A 17,650-nucleotide genomic window follows, 5' to 3' on the forward strand; every position below is an offset into this window, starting at 1 on the left:
TCGGGATGGAACCAGAAGAAGTAGACGCACAAGCAGAAGACGTCACCGAAGAGCTGTTGGACACCGGCCAAGAGCTTTGGATGCAGATCGGCACGTTTGCAGAGTCGCTCTTGCGGCCGTGGAACGCGTATCAGATCGGCATCGCGGTGGCGTTGTTCCTGCTCGCCCATCTGCTGAACCGATTTCTTGCCCCAAGCCTGCATGAATGGATGCGCAGCCGCGAAGGCTGGCCAAAATGGCGCATCCGCTTTCTGGTGGTGGTGCATCAGCGCCTGAGGGCGATCATCTTCGTCACGCTGATCTGGGCGGTCGTCTTCGTGATGCGCGAGGTGACATGGCCCAGCCGATCCTATATCCTGAGCGTGATCGCGACGCTGGCCTTTGTCTGGCTGGCGATTGCTCTGCTGAGCCGCCTGATCCGCAACAAGTTCCTCAGATCGCTGATCCGATATGGCTTGTGGATTTTCGCCACCCTGCAAATCCTTGAGCTGACGGACACCGCCACAACGATCCTCGACAGCGCCGCCGTCACCTTTGGCGAGACGCGCATTTCGCTGCTGTTAATCATCAACGCCGTGGTGATGCTGGGCATCCTGTTCTTCGGGGCGCGCTTCATCTCGACCACCACGTCCGAGCGTATCCGCTCGAACGAGGAAATCTCGCCTTCGATGCGCGTGCTGGTCGTCAAGGCTTTGCAAGTTCTCCTCTATGGCGCGGCGTTCTTTATCGGGATGCGGGCAGTTGGTTTTGATCTGACCGGGCTTGCGGTGCTGTCGGGTGCCATTGGCGTGGGCCTTGGCTTCGGCCTACAAAAGGTGGTGTCGAACCTTGTGTCGGGCGTGATCATCTTGCTGGACAAGTCGATCAAGCCCGGCGACGTGATCAGCCTTGGGGACACGTTCGGTTGGATCAACTCGCTGGGCGCGCGCTATGTGTCGGTCGTCACACGGGATGGTAAGGAATATCTGATCCCGAACGAGGATCTGATCACCGGGCAGGTGGTCAACTGGTCTCACTCCAACGAATTTGTGCGGCTCGATATCTATTTCGGCACCGCATATGGTGACGATCCCCACAAGGTCCGCGCCATCGCGATTGAGGCCGCAATGAGTGTAAACCGGGTGCTGAAAGACTACCGCAAACCGGTCTGTCATATCGTCGGCTTTGGCGACAGTTCGGTCGATTACATCCTGCGGTTCTGGATCAAGGACCCAACCGGAGGCCTGACCAATGTGCGCGGTGCCGTCTATCTGGCGCTTTGGGACGCGTTCCAGGCAGAAAATATTTCGATCCCGTTCCCGCAGCGCGAGATCAGGATGTTGGGTGAAGAGCCCGCAAAAGCCCTAGATTAGGTAGAGTTTCTAAATTGCGAATAAGTCGCAACTGCATTGACTTTGCGAATGGTTTGCAATATCAAGTAAGCGTTCTAACTCTATTTCATCTTCGACTTCTTCTGAAAGGATGCCGACCCGATGCTGAGTAAACGCCACTTCTTTGCGACGATTTTTGCCGCTGGCCTGACCCTGAGCGCCGGAATTGCGGCCGCTCATGACAAGCTGAATGTTGTGACGACCACCGGGATGATCGGGGATGCCGTCAAGGAAGTGGGCGGCGATCTGGTCGAGGTGCGCACGCTGATGGGCCCCGGTGTGGACCCGCACGCTTACCGCCAGACGCGCAGCGATATCGTGGCGATGGCCAATGCCGATCTGGTGCTGTGGCATGGCCTGTATCTGGAAGCGCAGATGGAGGGATTTCTGGGCGAATTGGCCGGTCAGACGTCAGTCGTGGCTGTGGCCGAGCAGCTGCCGCGCAACCTGCTGATCGGGCATGACGATTACGACGACAAGTTCGACCCGCATGTCTGGATGAACCCGAACCTATGGGCGCTGGTCGTGGCAAACGTGCGCGACGCGCTGATCGTGCAGCAGCCCGCCCATGAGGAAGATTTCCGCGCCAATGCAGATGCGCATTTGCAGGATGTGCAAGCGCTGGCAGGCTATGCGAGCAACGTGTTGGGGTCGGTTCCGCCCGAAAGCCGGGTGCTTTTGACGGCGCATGACGCGTTCAACTATTTCGGCTCGGCCTACGGGTTCGAGGTGATGGGCATTCAAGGCATCTCCACCGAATCCGAGGCGGGTTTGCAACGCATTTCGGAGCTGGTCGATATGCTGGTCGAGCGTAATATCCGCGCGGTCTTTGTGGAAAGCTCGGTGTCGGATCGCAACATCCGTGCGCTGATCGAAGGCGCTGCCGCCGCGGGCCATACGGTCGAGATCGGGGGCGAGCTGTTCTCGGACGCGATGGGTGCGGCGGACACATATGAAGGCACTTACCTGGGCATGATCGACCATAATGTGACGGTCATTTCCCGCGCGCTGGGCGGTGAAGCGCCTGAGCGTGGCATGGCGGAGATGTTGAACTGATGACAGCCTCCACCCCCCTTTCCCTGGCTGCAAATGACGGGCGTCCTGTGCGCGATATCGCTTTGGCTGATGCGCCTTTGGCGATCCGCGGCATGACCGTGTCTTATGGCGAGAAGCCTGCGGTCTTTTCGGTCGATGCGACGTTTGAAGCGGGCAAGATGACCGCGATTATCGGGCCGAACGGGGCGGGCAAATCGACGCTCTTGAAGGCCGCCTTGGGGGTTGTTCCGCGCCTGTCGGGCGAGGTCAGCGTGTATGGCGCGCCACTTGCGACGGCACGAGACCGGATCGCATATGTACCGCAGCGCGCGAGTGTTGATTGGGATTTCCCGACGACCGTAATCGACGTGGTCCTTATGGGGCTTTACCGCAAGACAGGTCTTCTGAGCCGTCTGACCGGGGCGCATAAGGCCAAGGCACTGGAATGTCTGGACCGCGTCGGCATGGCTGATTTTGCGGATCGTCAGATCGGGCAATTGTCTGGCGGGCAGCAGCAGCGCGTTTTCCTGTCGCGCGCCTTGGCGCAGGATGCCGACCTCTATCTGCTCGACGAACCCTTTGCAGGCGTCGATGCCGCGACGGAGCGGGCGATTATCGACGTGCTGGCCGCATTGAAAGCGGACGGCAAGGCGGTTGTTTGCGTGCATCACGATCTGGCCACGGTCAGCAGCTATTTCGACAATGTCTTTCTGATCAACGTGCGCCGGATTGCGGAAGGGCCAGTCACCGAGGCCTTTACGCCTGAAAATCTGCACGCCACCTATGGCGGGCGGTTGGCGACGAGCCATATCGACCAGCTCGATCTGGTCGCCGGAGCCTGATGGACGCCTTCCTCAACGCGCTCTTTCTGGGCGCTGGCTATAACGCTGCTTTGGTGGGGATCGGGGCCGCGTTACTGGGATTTGCAGCGGGCGCATCGGGGACTTTTCTTTTCTTACGCAAACGCGCCTTGGTGTCGGACGCGGTGGCGCACGCAACTCTGCCGGGCGTCGGGCTGGCGTTTATCGCCATGGTCGCGCTGGGCTTTGACGGGCGCAGCTTGATCGGCTTGCTGGCGGGATCGGCCGTAACAGCGGCGATCGGGTTGGTGCTGGTCGAGTGGATGTCGCGCAAGACACGGCTTTCGGAGGACGCGGCGATCGGCGCCGTCCTGTCGGTGTTCTTCGGCATCGGGATCGTGCTGTTGACGATCATTCAGACGATGAGCCAAGGGCGGCAAGCCGGTTTGGAAGGCTTCCTGTTGGGGTCTACGGCGGGCATGCTGTTTCAAGACGCGGTGGTGATCGCGATTGGCGGCTCGCTCGCCGTGGCGGCGACGTTCGTGTTGCGCCGCCCGATGACCCTCGTGGCGTTTGACCCGGAATATGCCGCCGCCTCGGGCTACGATGTGCGCAAGATTGATCTGGCGATGATGAGCCTGGTGATGGCCGTCACGGTCATTGGGCTGAAGCTGGTCGGGCTGATCCTGATTGTGGCGATGTTGATTATTCCGGCGGTCACGGCGCGATTCTGGACCGAGAAAAGCGACACGGTGATCTGGTCGGCAGGCATTCTGGGCGCGGTGTCGGGCTATGTGGGTGCTGCAATTTCGGCGTCGGCGCCAGCGCTGCCGACAGGGCCGATCATCGTGCTGGTCAGCGCTGCGCTTTTCACCTTCTCGCTGTTCTTTGCACCTGCGCGGGGTGTTGCGGCTGCCGTGATCCGCAGGCAGCGGTTTCAAGCGCGGGTGCATCACCGTCAGGGGTTGCTGGCGCTGGCGCGGCAGGAGCCGATCCACGACAAACTGACGCTCAAAGTGCTGGGCCGCGATGGGCTGATCCGGCCCGATGGCGTGGCCACAGATGCGGGCCGCGCCAAGGCCGCGAAAGTTGCGCGGGATGAACGCCGCTGGGACGTGGCGCGCGAGGTGCATAAGGATGTGAGCCTCACCGGGCGCTATGACGGGCTGACGCCAATTGAAGACGTCTTCACGCCAGACGAAATCGCCCAGTTTGATGCGGTGATCGGCAAGCCCACCGCCGTGGGAGGCGCCTAGATGGGAAACGAATTTGTCCAATTCTCACTGACGCCGATCCTGATCGGCATCCTCGCCTCGATCGCCTGCGCGCTGCCGGGCAACTTTCTGGTGCTGCGCAAACAGGCGCTGATTGGCGATGCGATCAGCCATGTGGTTTTGCCGGGCATTGTCGTGGCGTTTCTGATCACCGGAAGCGTCGCGGCGGTTCCGATGCTGCTGGGCGCGGCGGGTGCGGCCATCGTCGCCGTGATCCTGATCGAGGCGATCAAACGCCTGGGCAATATCGAACCGGGGGCCGCGATGGGCGTCGCCTTCACCTCGCTCTTTGCGGGGGGCGTTTTGCTGTTAGAGCAATCGGACACCTCGACCGTGCATCTGGACGTGGAACACGCGCTGATGGGCAATCTGGAAAGCCTCATCTGGTTCAAGGCGCTGGGCTGGTCCTCGCTCTGGGACCCCGAGGCGCTGGCGGGACTGCCGGATGAGTTGATCCGCATCGCGGTGGTTTGCGCGCTGGTCACGGTGGTGACTGTCGTGTTCTGGCGACCGTTGAAAATCTCGACCTTCGATGAAAGTTTTGCGCAATCGCTGGGCCTTCCCGTGGGCGCGATTGGCTTTGGTTTGGTTGTGACGGCGGCGGTGGCGGCGGTTGCGGCCTTTGATGCGGTTGGCTCCATCATCGTGATCGCGATGTTCATTTGTCCGCCCGCCGCAGCCCGTCTGATGACCAACCGGTTGGAGACGCAAGTGGCGTGGAGCATCCTTTTCGCCACGCTGTCAGCCATCCTTGGCTATGTCTTCGCAGGCTACGGCCCGCTGTGGTTCGGCGCGCAGAACGCCGTGAGTGCGGCGGGGATGATCGCTGCTGTCTCCGGCGTGATCCTGGGGTTGGCCTGCCTCTTCGGCCCCTATCGGTCCCGCATCGGTGTGGGCCGGGAAGAGGCGATTTAACCGACTAAAACGCTCGACTTTCTGGTGGGTTTGGGGGTATCCCAAGCCGATGGCCGTTATAGAGACACCGCATACCGAACGCCCCAGCGCTGCGCGCAAGTCCAGCCGTGTGACAGCGCTGGGCATTGGCGCAGCGGTGCTGGCCGCGCTTTGCCTGCTGCCGATGCTGGCGGTGTTCTATGCCGCGATCACGACCGGCACAGACACGCTGAACGCGCTGAGCCAGACGGTGCTGCCGCGCTATGCAGGCACGACGCTGATCCTTGTCATTCTTGTGGCGCTTGGCACCTTCGCGATTGGCACGGGCGCGGCATGGCTTGTCACCATGACAGATTTCCCCGGTCGCCGCTTTTTCGAGATCGCATTGGTCATCCCGCTAGCTTTTCCGGCCTACGTCATGGCCTATGCCTACACCCATGTGCTGGATCACCCCGGTATCGTGCAATCGACCCTGCGCGACGTCACCGGATGGGGCCCGCGCGATTACTGGTTCCCGGAGATCCGGTCGATCGGCGGCGCGGCGCTAATGCTGACACTGGTGCTCTATCCTTACGTCTACCTGTTGGCGCGTACCGCCTTCATGGGCCAAAGCGCCAGCACGTTTTTTGCCGCGCGTGCGCTGGGCAAAACCCCGTGGCAGGCGTTCTTTCAGGTATCTCTGCCCATGGCGCGACCCGCAATCGCCGCAGGTGTTCTACTGGCCACGATGGAGACGATTGCCGATTTCGGCACAGTCTCCTATTTCGGCGTGCAGACCTTTGCGACGGGCATCTACACCAGCTGGATCGGCATGGGCGACCGGGGGGCCGCCTCGCAACTGGCGCTGGGCCTGCTGGCCTTCGCGCTGATCCTTGCCGTGCTGGAACGGCAAAGCCGGGGCGAGGCGAAGTACCATGCGAGCCGGATCGAAACGATGGGGCGTTTGCACCTGACCGGACTGCGGCGCAAGGGGGCTGTGCTGCTTTGTGCACTGCCGGTGCTGTTCGGGCTGATCCTGCCGACGATTGCACTGGTGCTGATGGGCATCGGGTCCGAGCAGGATCTGCTGAGCCGTCGCTATATCGGGTTTCTGCAAAACTCTCTGTCCTTGGCGAGCCTTGCAGCGGTGCTGACAGTCTGCGCCGCCGTCGTTCTGGGCTATTTCCAGCGGGTGCATCCCGGCGGCAAGGCAACCGCCGCACTTTACATCGGACGGCTGGGTTATGCCGTACCAGGCGGCGTGATCGCTGTGGGCTTGCTGGTGCCCTTTGCTGCGTTTGACAACGCGGTGGACGCATGGATGCGCGCAACCTTCGATATCTCCACCGGGTTGTTGCTGACCGGGTCGATCTGGTTGCTGATTGCGGCCTATATGATCCGGTTTCTGGCGGCGGCACTCGGCTCCTATGAAGGTGGTCAATCGGCGATCAACGCGAATATGGACGCAGCCTCGCGGGTGTTGGGTAAAACCACCTACGGCACGTTCCGCCGGGTGCATTTCCCGATCCTGACGCCCGCGCTTTTGACCGCAATGCTGATCGTTTTCGTGGACGTCATGAAGGAACTGCCCGCGACGCTGATCATGCGCCCATTCAACTATGATACGTTGGCCGTGCAGGCCTACCGCTTGGCCTCCGACGAGCGGTTGGAGGGGGCGGCGGTGCCAAGCCTTGTAATTGTCGCGATGGGGCTGATCCCGGTGATCCTGCTCTGCCGTCGCGTGGGGCGCCAACGATAAGACATATTTACCGGTGAGTATAGAAAACATAACGTCTTTCTATCGCGCCGGAGACCCCCATGACAGCCACACTCAAGCAGCTTGAAACCTTTGTCTGGGTCGCTGCCTTGGGCAGCTTTCGCCGCACAGCAGACAAGCTGAACACCACGCAGCCCAATATCTCGGTCCGGATTTCGGGACTGGAAGCGAGCCTGGGTGTAAAGCTCTTTGATCGGGATGCGGGATCGGTCACGCTGACGGCGGCGGGGACCAGTTTGCTGGAGCCTGCGCAGCGCGTACTGGACGCAGCGGATGCATTTGCCGAGCAAGCCGGGACGGCCGCGCGACAATCCGGCGTGATCCGCCTTGGGGTGACCGAGATCATCGTGCAAAGCTGGCTTGGCCGCTTCCTGAAAGAGCTGCGCGCGCTATACCCCGAAACAGTCGTGGAACTGGTCGTCGATCTGTCGGCAGAGCTGGAAAAAGACCTGACCGACCGCGCCCTTGATCTGGCCTTGATGAACGGCCCGGTGCCGGACCCGGCGATCCACAGCGTTGCTTTGGGCGACGTGCCGCTGATGTGGGTGGCGGCACCTGAGATTGCAAAGACGGTAACCGGGTTGGACGCGGTCTCCCGTCACCCGGTGCTGACATTTTCGCGCAAAACCGTCCCCTATGCAGAACTGGCCGCCTATTTTCGCGACCATCCCGCCGGGCCGGTGCGCCTTGTGCCGTCCAACAATCTAGCCGCCTGCGTGCAGATGACCGTCGACGGGTTGGGCATCGCCGCCCTTCCGCGCATCCTGATCAAAGACGCGCTGGCAGGGGGGCGGCTGGTCCCACTGGATGTCGATTGGTGCCCTGCCCCGCTGCGCTTCACGGCGTGCTACGCCCATACGCCCTCAAGGTCGGTCGTGCGCAACGCGGCAGAGCTGGCACAGGCGATTGCACTGGAAGACATGCGATAAAGAGCATCTATCACTTCAATATAAATGAATAATTAGAAATGATCGCAAGGCACGGTTAGGCTGATCGGGTTCCTCTTGCGAAAGGCTCCCCCATGCCCGCGTCTTCCGTTCGTCTTGGCGTTGATATCGGCGGCACATTTACCGATGTCGTGTTGGAGCATGGGACGGCCCAATATTCCACCAAAGTGCTGACGACCTATGCCGCGCCAGAGAACGCGATACTGGACGGAATGAGACAGGTTTGCGCCAAAGCAGGGGTCACGCCGGATCAGATCACCCAGATCATTCACGGCACCACATTGGCAACCAATGCGCTGATTGAGCGGCGCGGGGCGAAGACGGCTTTGATCACGACGCAAGGGTTCCGCGATGTGATCGAGATGCGCACCGAATCCCGGTTCGAACAATATGATTTGAACCTGGAACTGCCTGAACCTTTGTTGCCACGTCAGTCGCGCTTTACCGTGGCCGAGCGGGTCAGTGCGTCGGGCGAGGTGCTGATCGCGCTGGAGCGTGCCGAGGTGGAAACGCTGGCAGATCGCATCGCCGAGGCCGGGTATACAAGCGTCGCGGTGGGGCTGATCCATTCGTATCTGAACGACGCCCACGAGCAGATGATCCGCGCCGTTCTGGCCGAAAAACTGCCCGATGTGATGGTGTCGCTCTCCTCGGAGGTCTCACCGCAGATGCGCGAATACGAGCGGTTCAACACGGTCTGCGCCAACGCCTATATCAAGCCGCTGATGAAAAGCTATCTCAGCCGTCTGGAAGGGCGTCTGGCCGAGGAAGGCGCGCTCTGCCCGATCTTTTTGATGCATTCCGGTGGCGGAATTATCAGCCTTGAAAGCGCGGCAGAGTTTCCGGTTCGGCTGGTGGAATCCGGCCCCGCGGGGGGTGCCGTCTTCGCCGCGGATATCGCCGCGCGCTACGGGTTGGACAAGGTTCTGAGCTTCGACATGGGCGGGACCACCGCGAAGATTTGTCTGATCAAGAACCAGACGCCGAAGACCAGCCGCGTGTTTGAGGTGGCGCGGACATATCGGTTCAAGAAAGGCTCTGGTATGCCCATCTCAATCCCCGTGATCGACATGGTCGAGATCGGCGCAGGCGGCGGGTCGCTGGCTCATGTGGATGCGCTGCGCCAGATCCGCGTGGGGCCGGAAAGTGCCGGGTCCGAGCCGGGGCCAGCCTGTTACGGGCGCGGCGGCGACCGGCCTGCCGTGACCGACGCGGACCTGATTTTGGGCAAGCTTGACCCGGATAATTTCGCAGGCGGGTCGATCCAATTGCATGCCGATCGCTCTGCGACAGCGCTTGAGGAAACACTCGGCGCACCGTTGGAGATGGACGCGCAAACGGCAGCCTTCGGTTTGGCCGAGGTCGTGGATGAAAACATGGCCAACGCGGCGCGGGTTCATGCCGTCGAGAATGGCGAGGATTTGGCCGACTACACGATGATCGCATTCGGCGGCGCCGCGCCGTTGCATGCGGCACGGTTGTGCGAAAAGCTGGGCGTCGCGCGGATGCTGGTGCCAACGGGCGCGGGCGTCGGGTCGGCCATCGGATTTCTCCGCGCGCCCTTCAGTTTCGAAGCGAACCGCAGTCTTTACATGAAGCTGTCGGGCTTTGATGCGGACGCGATCAAAGGATTGCTGAGCGATTTGACGGCAGAGGCGACGGCCTTCGTGCGGTCCTGCGATGCGCAGGCCGAGATCCTGACCGAAACGAAAGTCTATATGCGCTACACCGGACAAGGGTGGGAGATACCGATCACCCTGACGCCCGCGCAAGCCACCGCCCCCGATGCCGAGACTTTTTTGGCGCTGTTCGAGGCGGATTATGCTGCCCTCTTCGGGCGTGTCGTGGACGGCATGGATGTCGAGATCACGGTCTGGGCTGTGAACGCAACGACCCCGCAAGCACAGGTCGCACCGGTCGCGCTGGCACAGGATGCAGGCGCGGCACAGGCAAGCGGCACGCGTGTTCTGTTTGACCCGGCTATGGGCGCTGCGGCGGATGCGCAGGTTGTGGACCGCGCGGCGATGGCGGTGGGGCAAACGGTGCAGGGGCCGGCTGTGATCACGGAAGACGAGACGACGATTGTCTTGCCCCAAAGCAGGTATGCCATGGCACAACCGGACGGCACGATTGATATCAGGGAGGCAGGCTAATGACCTCGACCGTGGCCTATCAGGTGATGTGGAACCGGCTGATCTCGGTCGTGGAAGAACAGGCGCAAGCGCTTGTTCGAACAGCCTTTTCGACGTCTGTGCGCGAGGCGGGGGATCTGTCCGCCGGGGTCTATAACGCAGATGGCTTGATGCTGGCCCAAGCGGTCACGGGCACGCCGGGCCATGTGAACGCGATGGCCGATGCGGTGGCGCATTTCATCCGCCGCATTGGGGCCGAGAACATCTTTGAAGGCGATATCTACATTACCAATGACCCTTGGGAAGGCACGGGGCATCTGCATGATATCACCGTGGTGACGCCCTCTTTTCACAACGGGCGCCATGTCGGATTTTTCGCCTGCACCGCGCATATCGTGGATATCGGCGGGCGCGGGTTCGGCGCGGATGCGGCGAGTATTTTCGAGGAAGGCCTCCAAATCCCCATCATGAAATTTGCCGAACGGGGCAAGGTCGATCGGACGCTGATCCGAATCGTCCGTGGTAATGTGCGGGAACCCGATCAGCTGGTCGGCGACATGTATGCGCTGGCAACCTGTAACGAGATTGGCCACCGCCGTTTAATCGAGATGATGCAGGAGTTTGCGCTGCAAGATCTGGACGGCATCGCCGCGTTCATTCTTGAGAATTCGCGCCGGGCCACGTTAGAGCGGATCGCGGCGCTCCCCCGCGACTGCGCGGATGGGGAGATGGTGATCGACGGGTTTGATACGCCAATCACATTGAAGGTGAAGCTGGCGGTGGAGGCAGACCGGATCACTTGCGATTTCGCAGGCACGTCTGGCTTGGACAAGAAAGGCATCAACGTGCCGCTCGTCTATACCAAGGCCTATGCGTGCTACGCTTTGAAATGCGCGATTGCGCCGGAGATTCCGAACAACGCCGCGTCTTTGGCGCCGTTTGAAGTGACCGCGCCAAAGGACAGCATCGTGAACGCCGTGCACCCCGCGCCAGTCGCGCTGCGGCATGTGATCGGGCATATGATCCCAGATACAGTTTACGATGCGCTTGATAAGATATTGCCCGAGACCGTGCCTGCCGAGGGAGCCGGGTGCTTGTGCAACTTTCAGGTCTCCCTGCGGCCCCGTACCGATGCGCCTGCGCCGGATCATGCGCGGCGGGCCGAGGTGCTGACGTTCAATTCAGGCGGGGCGGGCGCGCGGCCCACGGTGGACGGGCTGAACGCCACGGCCTTTCCTTCGGGTGTCATGACGATGCCGATTGAAGCGACCGAGCATACCGGCCCGGTGATCATCTGGCGTAAGGAATTGCGGCCCGACAGTGGCGGGGCTGGCAAGCATCGCGGCGGGTTGGGGCAGTTCATGGAGGTGGGCGCGACCGAGGGGCATGAGTTCGACTTTCAGGCCATGTTCGACCGCGTCGATCACCCTGCGCGGGGACGGCAAGTGGGTGGCGCGGGTGCCTCCACGACAATCGCGCAGGATGACGGCACGCCGATGCGCGGCAAGGGCAAGCAATTCGTGCCCCATGGGCGGCGTGTGCAATTGGCGTTTCCGGGGGGCGCCGGCTATGGTCCGGCCTCTGAACGCGACCCGGGTTTGGTGAAACGCGATCTTGCGCGGGGCTATATCTCGGCCCAGTCTGCGCAACAGGATTACGGGCTGTCAGAGGCGGATGTAACCGCCGTTCTGGACGCCGTCCGCAACGGAGAGATGCTATGACCGCGCCGCAGAAAACCAGCTATGATGTGGTGATCGTGGGCGGCGCGATGATGGGCTCCTCGACCGCGTGGTTTCTGACGGAAAACCCGGATTTCGACGGCTCGGTTCTAGTGATCGAGAAGGACCCGACCTACGAATTCGCCTCGACCACGCACACAAATTCCTGCATGCGCCAGCAGTTCAGCACCGAGATCAACGTGCGGATTTCGCAATTCGCCGCTGATTTCGTGAAGAATTTCCGCGCCTATATGGGCGGGGATGAGCGGGTGCCAGAGCTGAGCATCCAAAGCTACGGCTACATGTATCTGGCCGACACCGACGCCTTTGCCGACACCCTGCGCGAGAATATCAAGGTGCAGCATGCCGCGGGCGCTGGCACGGTTCTGATGACACCCGATCAGATCAAGCAGGCCTATCCGTTCTACAATGTGGACGATATCAAGCTGGGCTCGATCAACACGGTCGATGAAGGCTATTGGGACGGCATCACCGTCTTCGACTGGTGGCGCAAATCCAGCAAAGAGCGGGGCGTCGAGTACCATACGGGCGAGGTCGTCGCGATGACGCGCAATGCGGCAGGCACCCGCGTGGAAAGCGTCACACTGGCCAGCGGCGCGGTGATCGCTTGCGGTCAGGTCGTCAACGCTTCGGGCCCGCGCGCGGTTGAGACGGCGCGCATGGTGGGCATCGACATTCCGGTCGAGCCGCGCAAGCGCTTCACGTGGATTTTCAGCGCCGAGCAACCGCTGGATCGCGACCTGCCTTTGACGATTGATCCCAGCGGCGTGCATGTCCGCCAGGACGGCAAGACAACCTATCTGGCGGGGGGGCATTCCGACTATGATCCCGCCGTGGCCTATGATGATTTCACGATGGATCACGCGCTCTGGCAGGACCACATCTGGCCGGTCATCGCCACGCGCATCCCCCAGTTTGAGACGATCAAGGTGATCAACGAATGGGTCGGGCACTACGCCTATAACACCTTCGATCACAACGCGATTGTCGGGCCGCACACCCATGTGGAGAACTTCATTTTCCTCAACGGGTTCTCTGGCCATGGGCTGCAACAATCCCCTGCAATGGGGCGCGCAACCGCCGAATGGCTGACCCATGGCGCATTCAAAACCCTTGATCTGACGCCGTTCCGTTATGACCGGATCGTGCGCGAGGAAACCTTTGTCGAGAAGGCTGTGATATGAAACTTGTTCTGACAGGCGCTGCGGGCCGCCTTGGGTCGATCCTGCGCAAACCACTGGCCGATATGGCCGACACGCTGGTGTCCTCAGACATCGCGGAGGGCATTGATGATCTTGCCCCGAACGAGACCTATGTGCAGGCCGATCTGGCCGACAAGGACGCGATCCACGCGCTGTTGGAGGGTGCGGATATGGTTGTGCATTTCGGGGCGATTGGCGACGAGGCCCCGTTCGAGCAAATCATCGGCCCAAATATCATCGGGGCCTATAACATCTGGGAAGCCGCCTATCAGCACGGGCTGCGCCGCGTGGTCTATGCCAGTTCCGTGCATGCGGTGGGGATGTATCCCAAGACGCAAGCACTCACGACCGATACGCCCCATAAACCGGATACGTTCTACGGCCTTGCCAAATGCTTTGCCGAGGATTTGGCGAGCCTTTACTGGGACAAACGCGGGCTTGAGGCGGTCTGCCTGCGCATCTTCTCCTGCGCCGAGGTCAGCAATGCGCGCGCCGTCGGCACTTGGCTGTCCTACCCCGATCTGATCCAGCTTGTGACCCGCGCGATTGATACGCCGGTCACGGGGTTCACGACGATCTACGGCATCTCGAACAATGACCGCGCAGGCGTGGACAATACGGGTGCAAAGTTCCTTGGATACCGCCCGCAGGACAACGCCGAAGCCTATGCCGCCGAGATGTTCGCCAAGGACGGCCCCCTCGACCCGCAGGATCCCGCACATATGTGCCATGGCGGGCCATTTGCGGCGGTGCCTTTGGGCGAAAGCGGCGTTTCGTTGCTGAACCTGAACGAGAACAAAGACGACTAGCCCTTGCAGCACAGCGCTTTTCGGCATAGATGCCCCGCTTCTGCGCCCAGCACGCGCAAAAGTTGAGATTTCGCCAGACGAGTGTTATCTTTGATCTATGCCCAGCGTCGGGGCCCTGTCGGCGTGCCACTCAGGAGGACAATGAACTGTCTCTTTCTGCTCAAGCGGGCAACACCGCTTCCCAAGGCCAGCCGGTAATGGCAGGTCAAAAGGACATCTCCAGCGAGGAGCTCCTCGCACGCATCCTGAAATCACTGGACGACGACAAGGCCGAAGATGTGGTCCAGATCGACCTGCGCGGCAAGTCCGAGATGGGCGACTATATGGTCGTGTGTTCGGGCCGGTCGACCCGTCAGGTCACCGCGATTTCCGAGAAGCTCGTGGATGCGTTGAAACAGGAATACGGACGGCTTTGTAAGGTCGAAGGCAAGGGCGCAGGCGACTGGGTTCTGATCGACACCGGCGATGTCATCGTCCATGTGTTCCGTCCCGAAGTGCGCGAGTTCTATCAGTTGGAAAAGATGTGGCTGCCCGCTGGCGAGCAAGCCCAATCTAACTAAAGATGCGCCTTCATATCTGCGCCGTAGGCCGCCTTCGGGCGGGGCCTGAAGCTGCGCTGATCGACGACTATCTGACACGGTTTGACCGCACGGGGCGGGCCTTGGGCCTTGGCCCTGCGTCTGTCATTGAGGTTGAGGACAAGAAGGGCGGCGGCATGGCGGCGGAGGCCGTGTTGCTGCGCAAAGCCTTGCCCAAAGGGTCCAAACTGGCGGTGATGGATGAACGCGGGAAGGTGATGACCTCGCCTGACTTCGCGACCAAGCTGGGCGACTGGCGCGATACCGGCACCTCCGACCTTGCGATTGTCATCGGCGGCGCTGACGGCATTGCGCCTGACCTGCGCGCCGAGGCCGATTTCGCGCTGTCCTTTGGCAAGATGGTCTGGCCGCATATGCTGGTCCGCGTGATGCTGGCCGAACAGCTCTATCGCGCCGCGTCGATCCTTGCGGGCGCCCCCTATCACCGGGTCTAAAACCGCGTTAGAACGCTCCCAATCACAACAGGAGCAGCCCATGACCAAACCCGTCGTTCTTTGCATCCTTGACGGCTGGGGCGCGCGGTCCGAGACCGAGGGCAACGCCCCCGCTTTGGCCAATACGCCCAACTTTGATCGGATCATGGCGGAATGTCCGAATGCGACGCTGCTGACCCACGGGCCAGATGCAGGTTTGCCCAGCGGGCAGATGGGCAATTCCGAAGTGGGCCATACCAATATCGGCGCGGGCCGCGTTGTGGCGATGGATCTTGGGCAGATTGATCTGGCGATCGAGGATGGGTCTTTCTTCGAGAACGAGGCGATCCTCGGGTTTATCGAGTCGCTGAAAGAGACTGGCGGCACCGCGCATCTGATGGGGCTTTTGTCGGATGGCGGTGTGCATGGGCATGTGACCCACATTGAGGCGGCCGCCCGCATGATCGCCGACGCAGGCGTGCCTGTTGTGTTCCACGCGATTACGGACGGGCGCGATGTGGCGCCGAAGTCTGCGGATCGGTATCTGGCCGGGCTGAACCTGCCCGATGCGGCGCAAATCGGCACCGTGATCGGGCGCTATTTTGCGCTAGATAGGGACAACCGTTGGGAGCGGGTAAAGACCGCTTATGATGCGATTGTTCTGGGTCAGGGTGCGCGGGCTGAAACCGCGTTGGAGCCAATTGAAACGGCCTATGCCAAGGACGTCACCGATGAGTTCATCCCCGCCACTGTGATTGGCGATTACGCAGGGCTTACCGACAAAGACGGCCTCTTCTGCCTGAACTTCCGCGCCGACCGCGCGCGGGAGATTTTGGCGGCGATCTGTGCGCCGGATTTTGAAGCTTTTGACACAGGCGCGCGCCCCAAGCTAGCGGCGCAACTTGGGATGGTCGAATACTCGGATGCGCATAGCAAATACCTCGCCACGGCCTTCCCGAAGCGCGATATCCAGAACACGCTGGGCGCTTGGGTCGCCAAGCATGGTCTCAAGCAGTTCCGGCTGGCGGAAACCGAGAAATACCCCCACGTGACCTTTTTCCTGAACGGTGGCATCGAAGTGCCGGAAGACGGCGAGGACCGCTTCATGCCACCCTCGCCCAAGGTCGCGACCTATGATTTGCAGCCGGAAATGTCAGCGGCCCAAGTCACCGAAAAATTCGTGGAGGCCATCGGCAAAGGCTATGACCTGATCGTCACGAACTACGCCAACCCCGATATGGTCGGCCATACGGGCGATCTGGACGCCGCGATCCGGGCTTGTGAGGCCGTGGATCAAGGGTTGGGCCAAGTGCTGGACGCGCTAGACAAAGCAGGCGGCGCGATGATCGTCACCGCCGATCACGGCAATTGCGAAGTGATGATCGACCCCGAGACCGGCGGCGCGCATACGGCGCATACGACCAACCCGGTGCCGGTTGTTCTGGTCGGCGGGCCGGAAGGTGCAACGCTGTCCGAAGGCCGCTTGGCAGACCTTGCGCCCTCGCTCTTGCAGCTGATGGGCCTCGATCAACCGGACGAGATGACCGGAACGTCCCTGATCCGCACATGATCCGCCCGCTCGTCATATGTTTGGCCCTTTTGGCCGCGCCGGCACAGGCAAACCCGGCTGATGCGGCGCGTGCGGCGGCCGATCAGTTAAACGCCGCTTCCCTTGCGCTGCAAGACGCCGAAGGGCGGCGCGACCGCGTGGCGGCGCTGACGCAAACCGTGCAGGCCTATGAGGCCGGGCTTTCTGCCATGCGCGACGGGCTGCGCCGCGCCTCGATCCGCGAACAGGCGCTGGAGCGGGAGCTAACCAGCAAGTCACGCGAGATTGCGCAGCTTTTGTCGGTCTTGCAGACCATCGAAAGCGCGCCTGCGCCATTGCTGATGATGCACCCAAGCGGGCCGCTGGGCAGTGCGCGTTCTGGCATGATCGTGTCGGATGTGACGCCTGCGCTGCAAGTCGAAGCGGCTGTGTTAAAAGCGCAATTGGACGAAATGCAAACCCTGCGCGTGCTGCAGGAAAGTGCGACGGAAACACTGCGCAATGGCCTGAACGAGGTCCAAACGGCGCGGACGGCCTTGAGCCAAGCGATTTCCCAACGCACTGATCTTCCGCAACGATTCATCGAAGACCCCGTAAAAACCGCGATCCTTCTGGACAGCAGCGAAACGCTGGAAGCCTTCGCCAGCGGCCTGTCAGAAATCCCCGTGGACGGCTCGGAAACCGAAGCGCCCTTCAACCCGATTGCCAAGGGCGACCTGCCGCTTCCCGTGATCGGCCAAGTGCTGCGCCAGTTCAACGAGGCCGACGCCGCAGGTATCCGCCGCCCCGGTATTCTGGTGGCCACCCGCCCGCGTGCACTGGTGACGACGCCCTTCGCAGCCTCCATCCGCTATCGCGGCCCGCTTCTGGATTATGGCAACGTGATCATTCTGGAGCCTGAAGCCGGGGCGCTGGTTGTTATGGCGGGGCTTGGCCAGGTTTACGGCGCGATCGGCGATGTGTTGCCGGAAGGCAGTGCCGTGGGGCTGATGGGTGGCCCTGTTAACACGAATTTGACCGCATCGTCACTCGCGGGTAGCGCCCCTCGCTCAGAAACGCTTTATATAGAGACAAGAGAAGCCAACACGCCCGTGGACCCGTCAAGCTGGTTTGCGCTGACAAAGGAATGAA

The 17,650-nt window shown here is 61.4% G+C and carries 15 protein-coding genes; all 15 read left to right on the plus strand.

Annotated features, from left to right (window positions below; translation table 11 throughout):
* Positions 1–5 precede the first annotated feature (5 nt).
* The 15 genes from KUW67_RS04735 to KUW67_RS04805 all read left to right on the plus strand — a co-directional run bounded on the left by KUW67_RS04735 (position 6) and on the right by KUW67_RS04805 (position 17,649).
* Complete coding sequence (locus tag KUW67_RS04735) at positions 6–1,352, plus strand: mechanosensitive ion channel family protein (RefSeq protein WP_224824130.1); 1,347 nt, start codon at positions 6–8, stop codon at positions 1,350–1,352.
* Positions 1,353–1,472: 120 nt separating this feature from the next.
* Positions 1,473–2,426: a metal ABC transporter solute-binding protein, Zn/Mn family gene (locus KUW67_RS04740; protein WP_224824131.1), complete on the plus strand. Its 954-nt coding sequence runs from the start codon at positions 1,473–1,475 to the stop codon at positions 2,424–2,426.
* The gene (locus KUW67_RS04745) at positions 2,426–3,247 is read left to right on the plus strand and encodes a metal ABC transporter ATP-binding protein (RefSeq protein WP_304522388.1); all 822 of its coding nucleotides are present in this window, start codon (positions 2,426–2,428) and stop codon (positions 3,245–3,247) included. Before KUW67_RS04740 ends, KUW67_RS04745 begins: the two co-directional genes overlap by 1 nt.
* Positions 3,247–4,461 (plus strand): metal ABC transporter permease, encoded by a 1,215-nt coding sequence (locus tag KUW67_RS04750; RefSeq protein ID WP_224824132.1) that lies wholly within the window; start codon positions 3,247–3,249, stop codon positions 4,459–4,461. Before KUW67_RS04745 ends, KUW67_RS04750 begins: the two co-directional genes overlap by 1 nt.
* Entirely contained in the window at positions 4,462–5,394 is a 933-nt protein-coding gene (locus KUW67_RS04755) for a metal ABC transporter permease (RefSeq protein ID WP_224824133.1), read from the plus strand. It begins immediately after the preceding gene.
* Between the two features lie 49 nt (positions 5,395–5,443).
* The gene (locus KUW67_RS04760; RefSeq protein WP_224824134.1) at positions 5,444–7,111 is read left to right on the plus strand and encodes an iron ABC transporter permease; all 1,668 of its coding nucleotides are present in this window, start codon (positions 5,444–5,446) and stop codon (positions 7,109–7,111) included.
* A gap of 59 nt (positions 7,112–7,170) precedes the next feature.
* On the plus strand, positions 7,171–8,058 hold the full coding sequence (locus tag KUW67_RS04765; protein WP_224824135.1) for a LysR family transcriptional regulator: 888 nt from the start codon (positions 7,171–7,173) through the stop codon (positions 8,056–8,058).
* A 92-nt stretch (positions 8,059–8,150) separates the two neighbouring features.
* The gene (locus tag KUW67_RS04770) at positions 8,151–10,229 is read left to right on the plus strand and encodes a hydantoinase/oxoprolinase family protein (RefSeq protein ID WP_224824136.1); all 2,079 of its coding nucleotides are present in this window, start codon (positions 8,151–8,153) and stop codon (positions 10,227–10,229) included.
* The gene (locus KUW67_RS04775; RefSeq protein WP_224824137.1) at positions 10,229–11,929 is read left to right on the plus strand and encodes a hydantoinase B/oxoprolinase family protein; all 1,701 of its coding nucleotides are present in this window, start codon (positions 10,229–10,231) and stop codon (positions 11,927–11,929) included. The genes KUW67_RS04770 and KUW67_RS04775 overlap by 1 nt, the downstream gene beginning before the upstream one ends.
* A complete protein-coding gene (locus KUW67_RS04780) occupies positions 11,926–13,131 on the plus strand; it encodes an FAD-binding oxidoreductase (RefSeq protein WP_224824138.1) in 1,206 nt (401 codons plus the stop codon). Before KUW67_RS04775 ends, KUW67_RS04780 begins: the two co-directional genes overlap by 4 nt.
* Positions 13,128–13,958 (plus strand): NAD(P)-dependent oxidoreductase, encoded by an 831-nt coding sequence (locus tag KUW67_RS04785; RefSeq protein WP_224824139.1) that lies wholly within the window; start codon positions 13,128–13,130, stop codon positions 13,956–13,958. Before KUW67_RS04780 ends, KUW67_RS04785 begins: the two co-directional genes overlap by 4 nt.
* A 29-nt stretch (positions 13,959–13,987) precedes the next feature.
* The gene (rsfS, locus tag KUW67_RS04790; protein ID WP_370634905.1) at positions 13,988–14,518 is read left to right on the plus strand and encodes a ribosome silencing factor; all 531 of its coding nucleotides are present in this window, start codon (positions 13,988–13,990) and stop codon (positions 14,516–14,518) included.
* Positions 14,519–14,520: 2 nt separating this feature from the next.
* Positions 14,521–14,991: a 23S rRNA (pseudouridine(1915)-N(3))-methyltransferase RlmH gene (gene rlmH / locus KUW67_RS04795; RefSeq protein ID WP_224824140.1), complete on the plus strand. Its 471-nt coding sequence runs from the start codon at positions 14,521–14,523 to the stop codon at positions 14,989–14,991.
* Positions 14,992–15,031: 40 nt separating this feature from the next.
* The gene (gpmI, locus tag KUW67_RS04800) at positions 15,032–16,540 is read left to right on the plus strand and encodes a 2,3-bisphosphoglycerate-independent phosphoglycerate mutase (RefSeq protein ID WP_224824141.1); all 1,509 of its coding nucleotides are present in this window, start codon (positions 15,032–15,034) and stop codon (positions 16,538–16,540) included.
* Complete coding sequence (locus KUW67_RS04805) at positions 16,537–17,649, plus strand: murein hydrolase activator EnvC (protein WP_224824142.1); 1,113 nt, start codon at positions 16,537–16,539, stop codon at positions 17,647–17,649. The genes gpmI and KUW67_RS04805 overlap by 4 nt, the downstream gene beginning before the upstream one ends.
* Position 17,650: the final 1 nt, after the last annotated feature.

It is taken from the genome of Cognatishimia sp. MH4019 (assembly GCF_020177595.1).
Lineage (GTDB): Bacteria > Pseudomonadota > Alphaproteobacteria > Rhodobacterales > Rhodobacteraceae > JAHTBL01.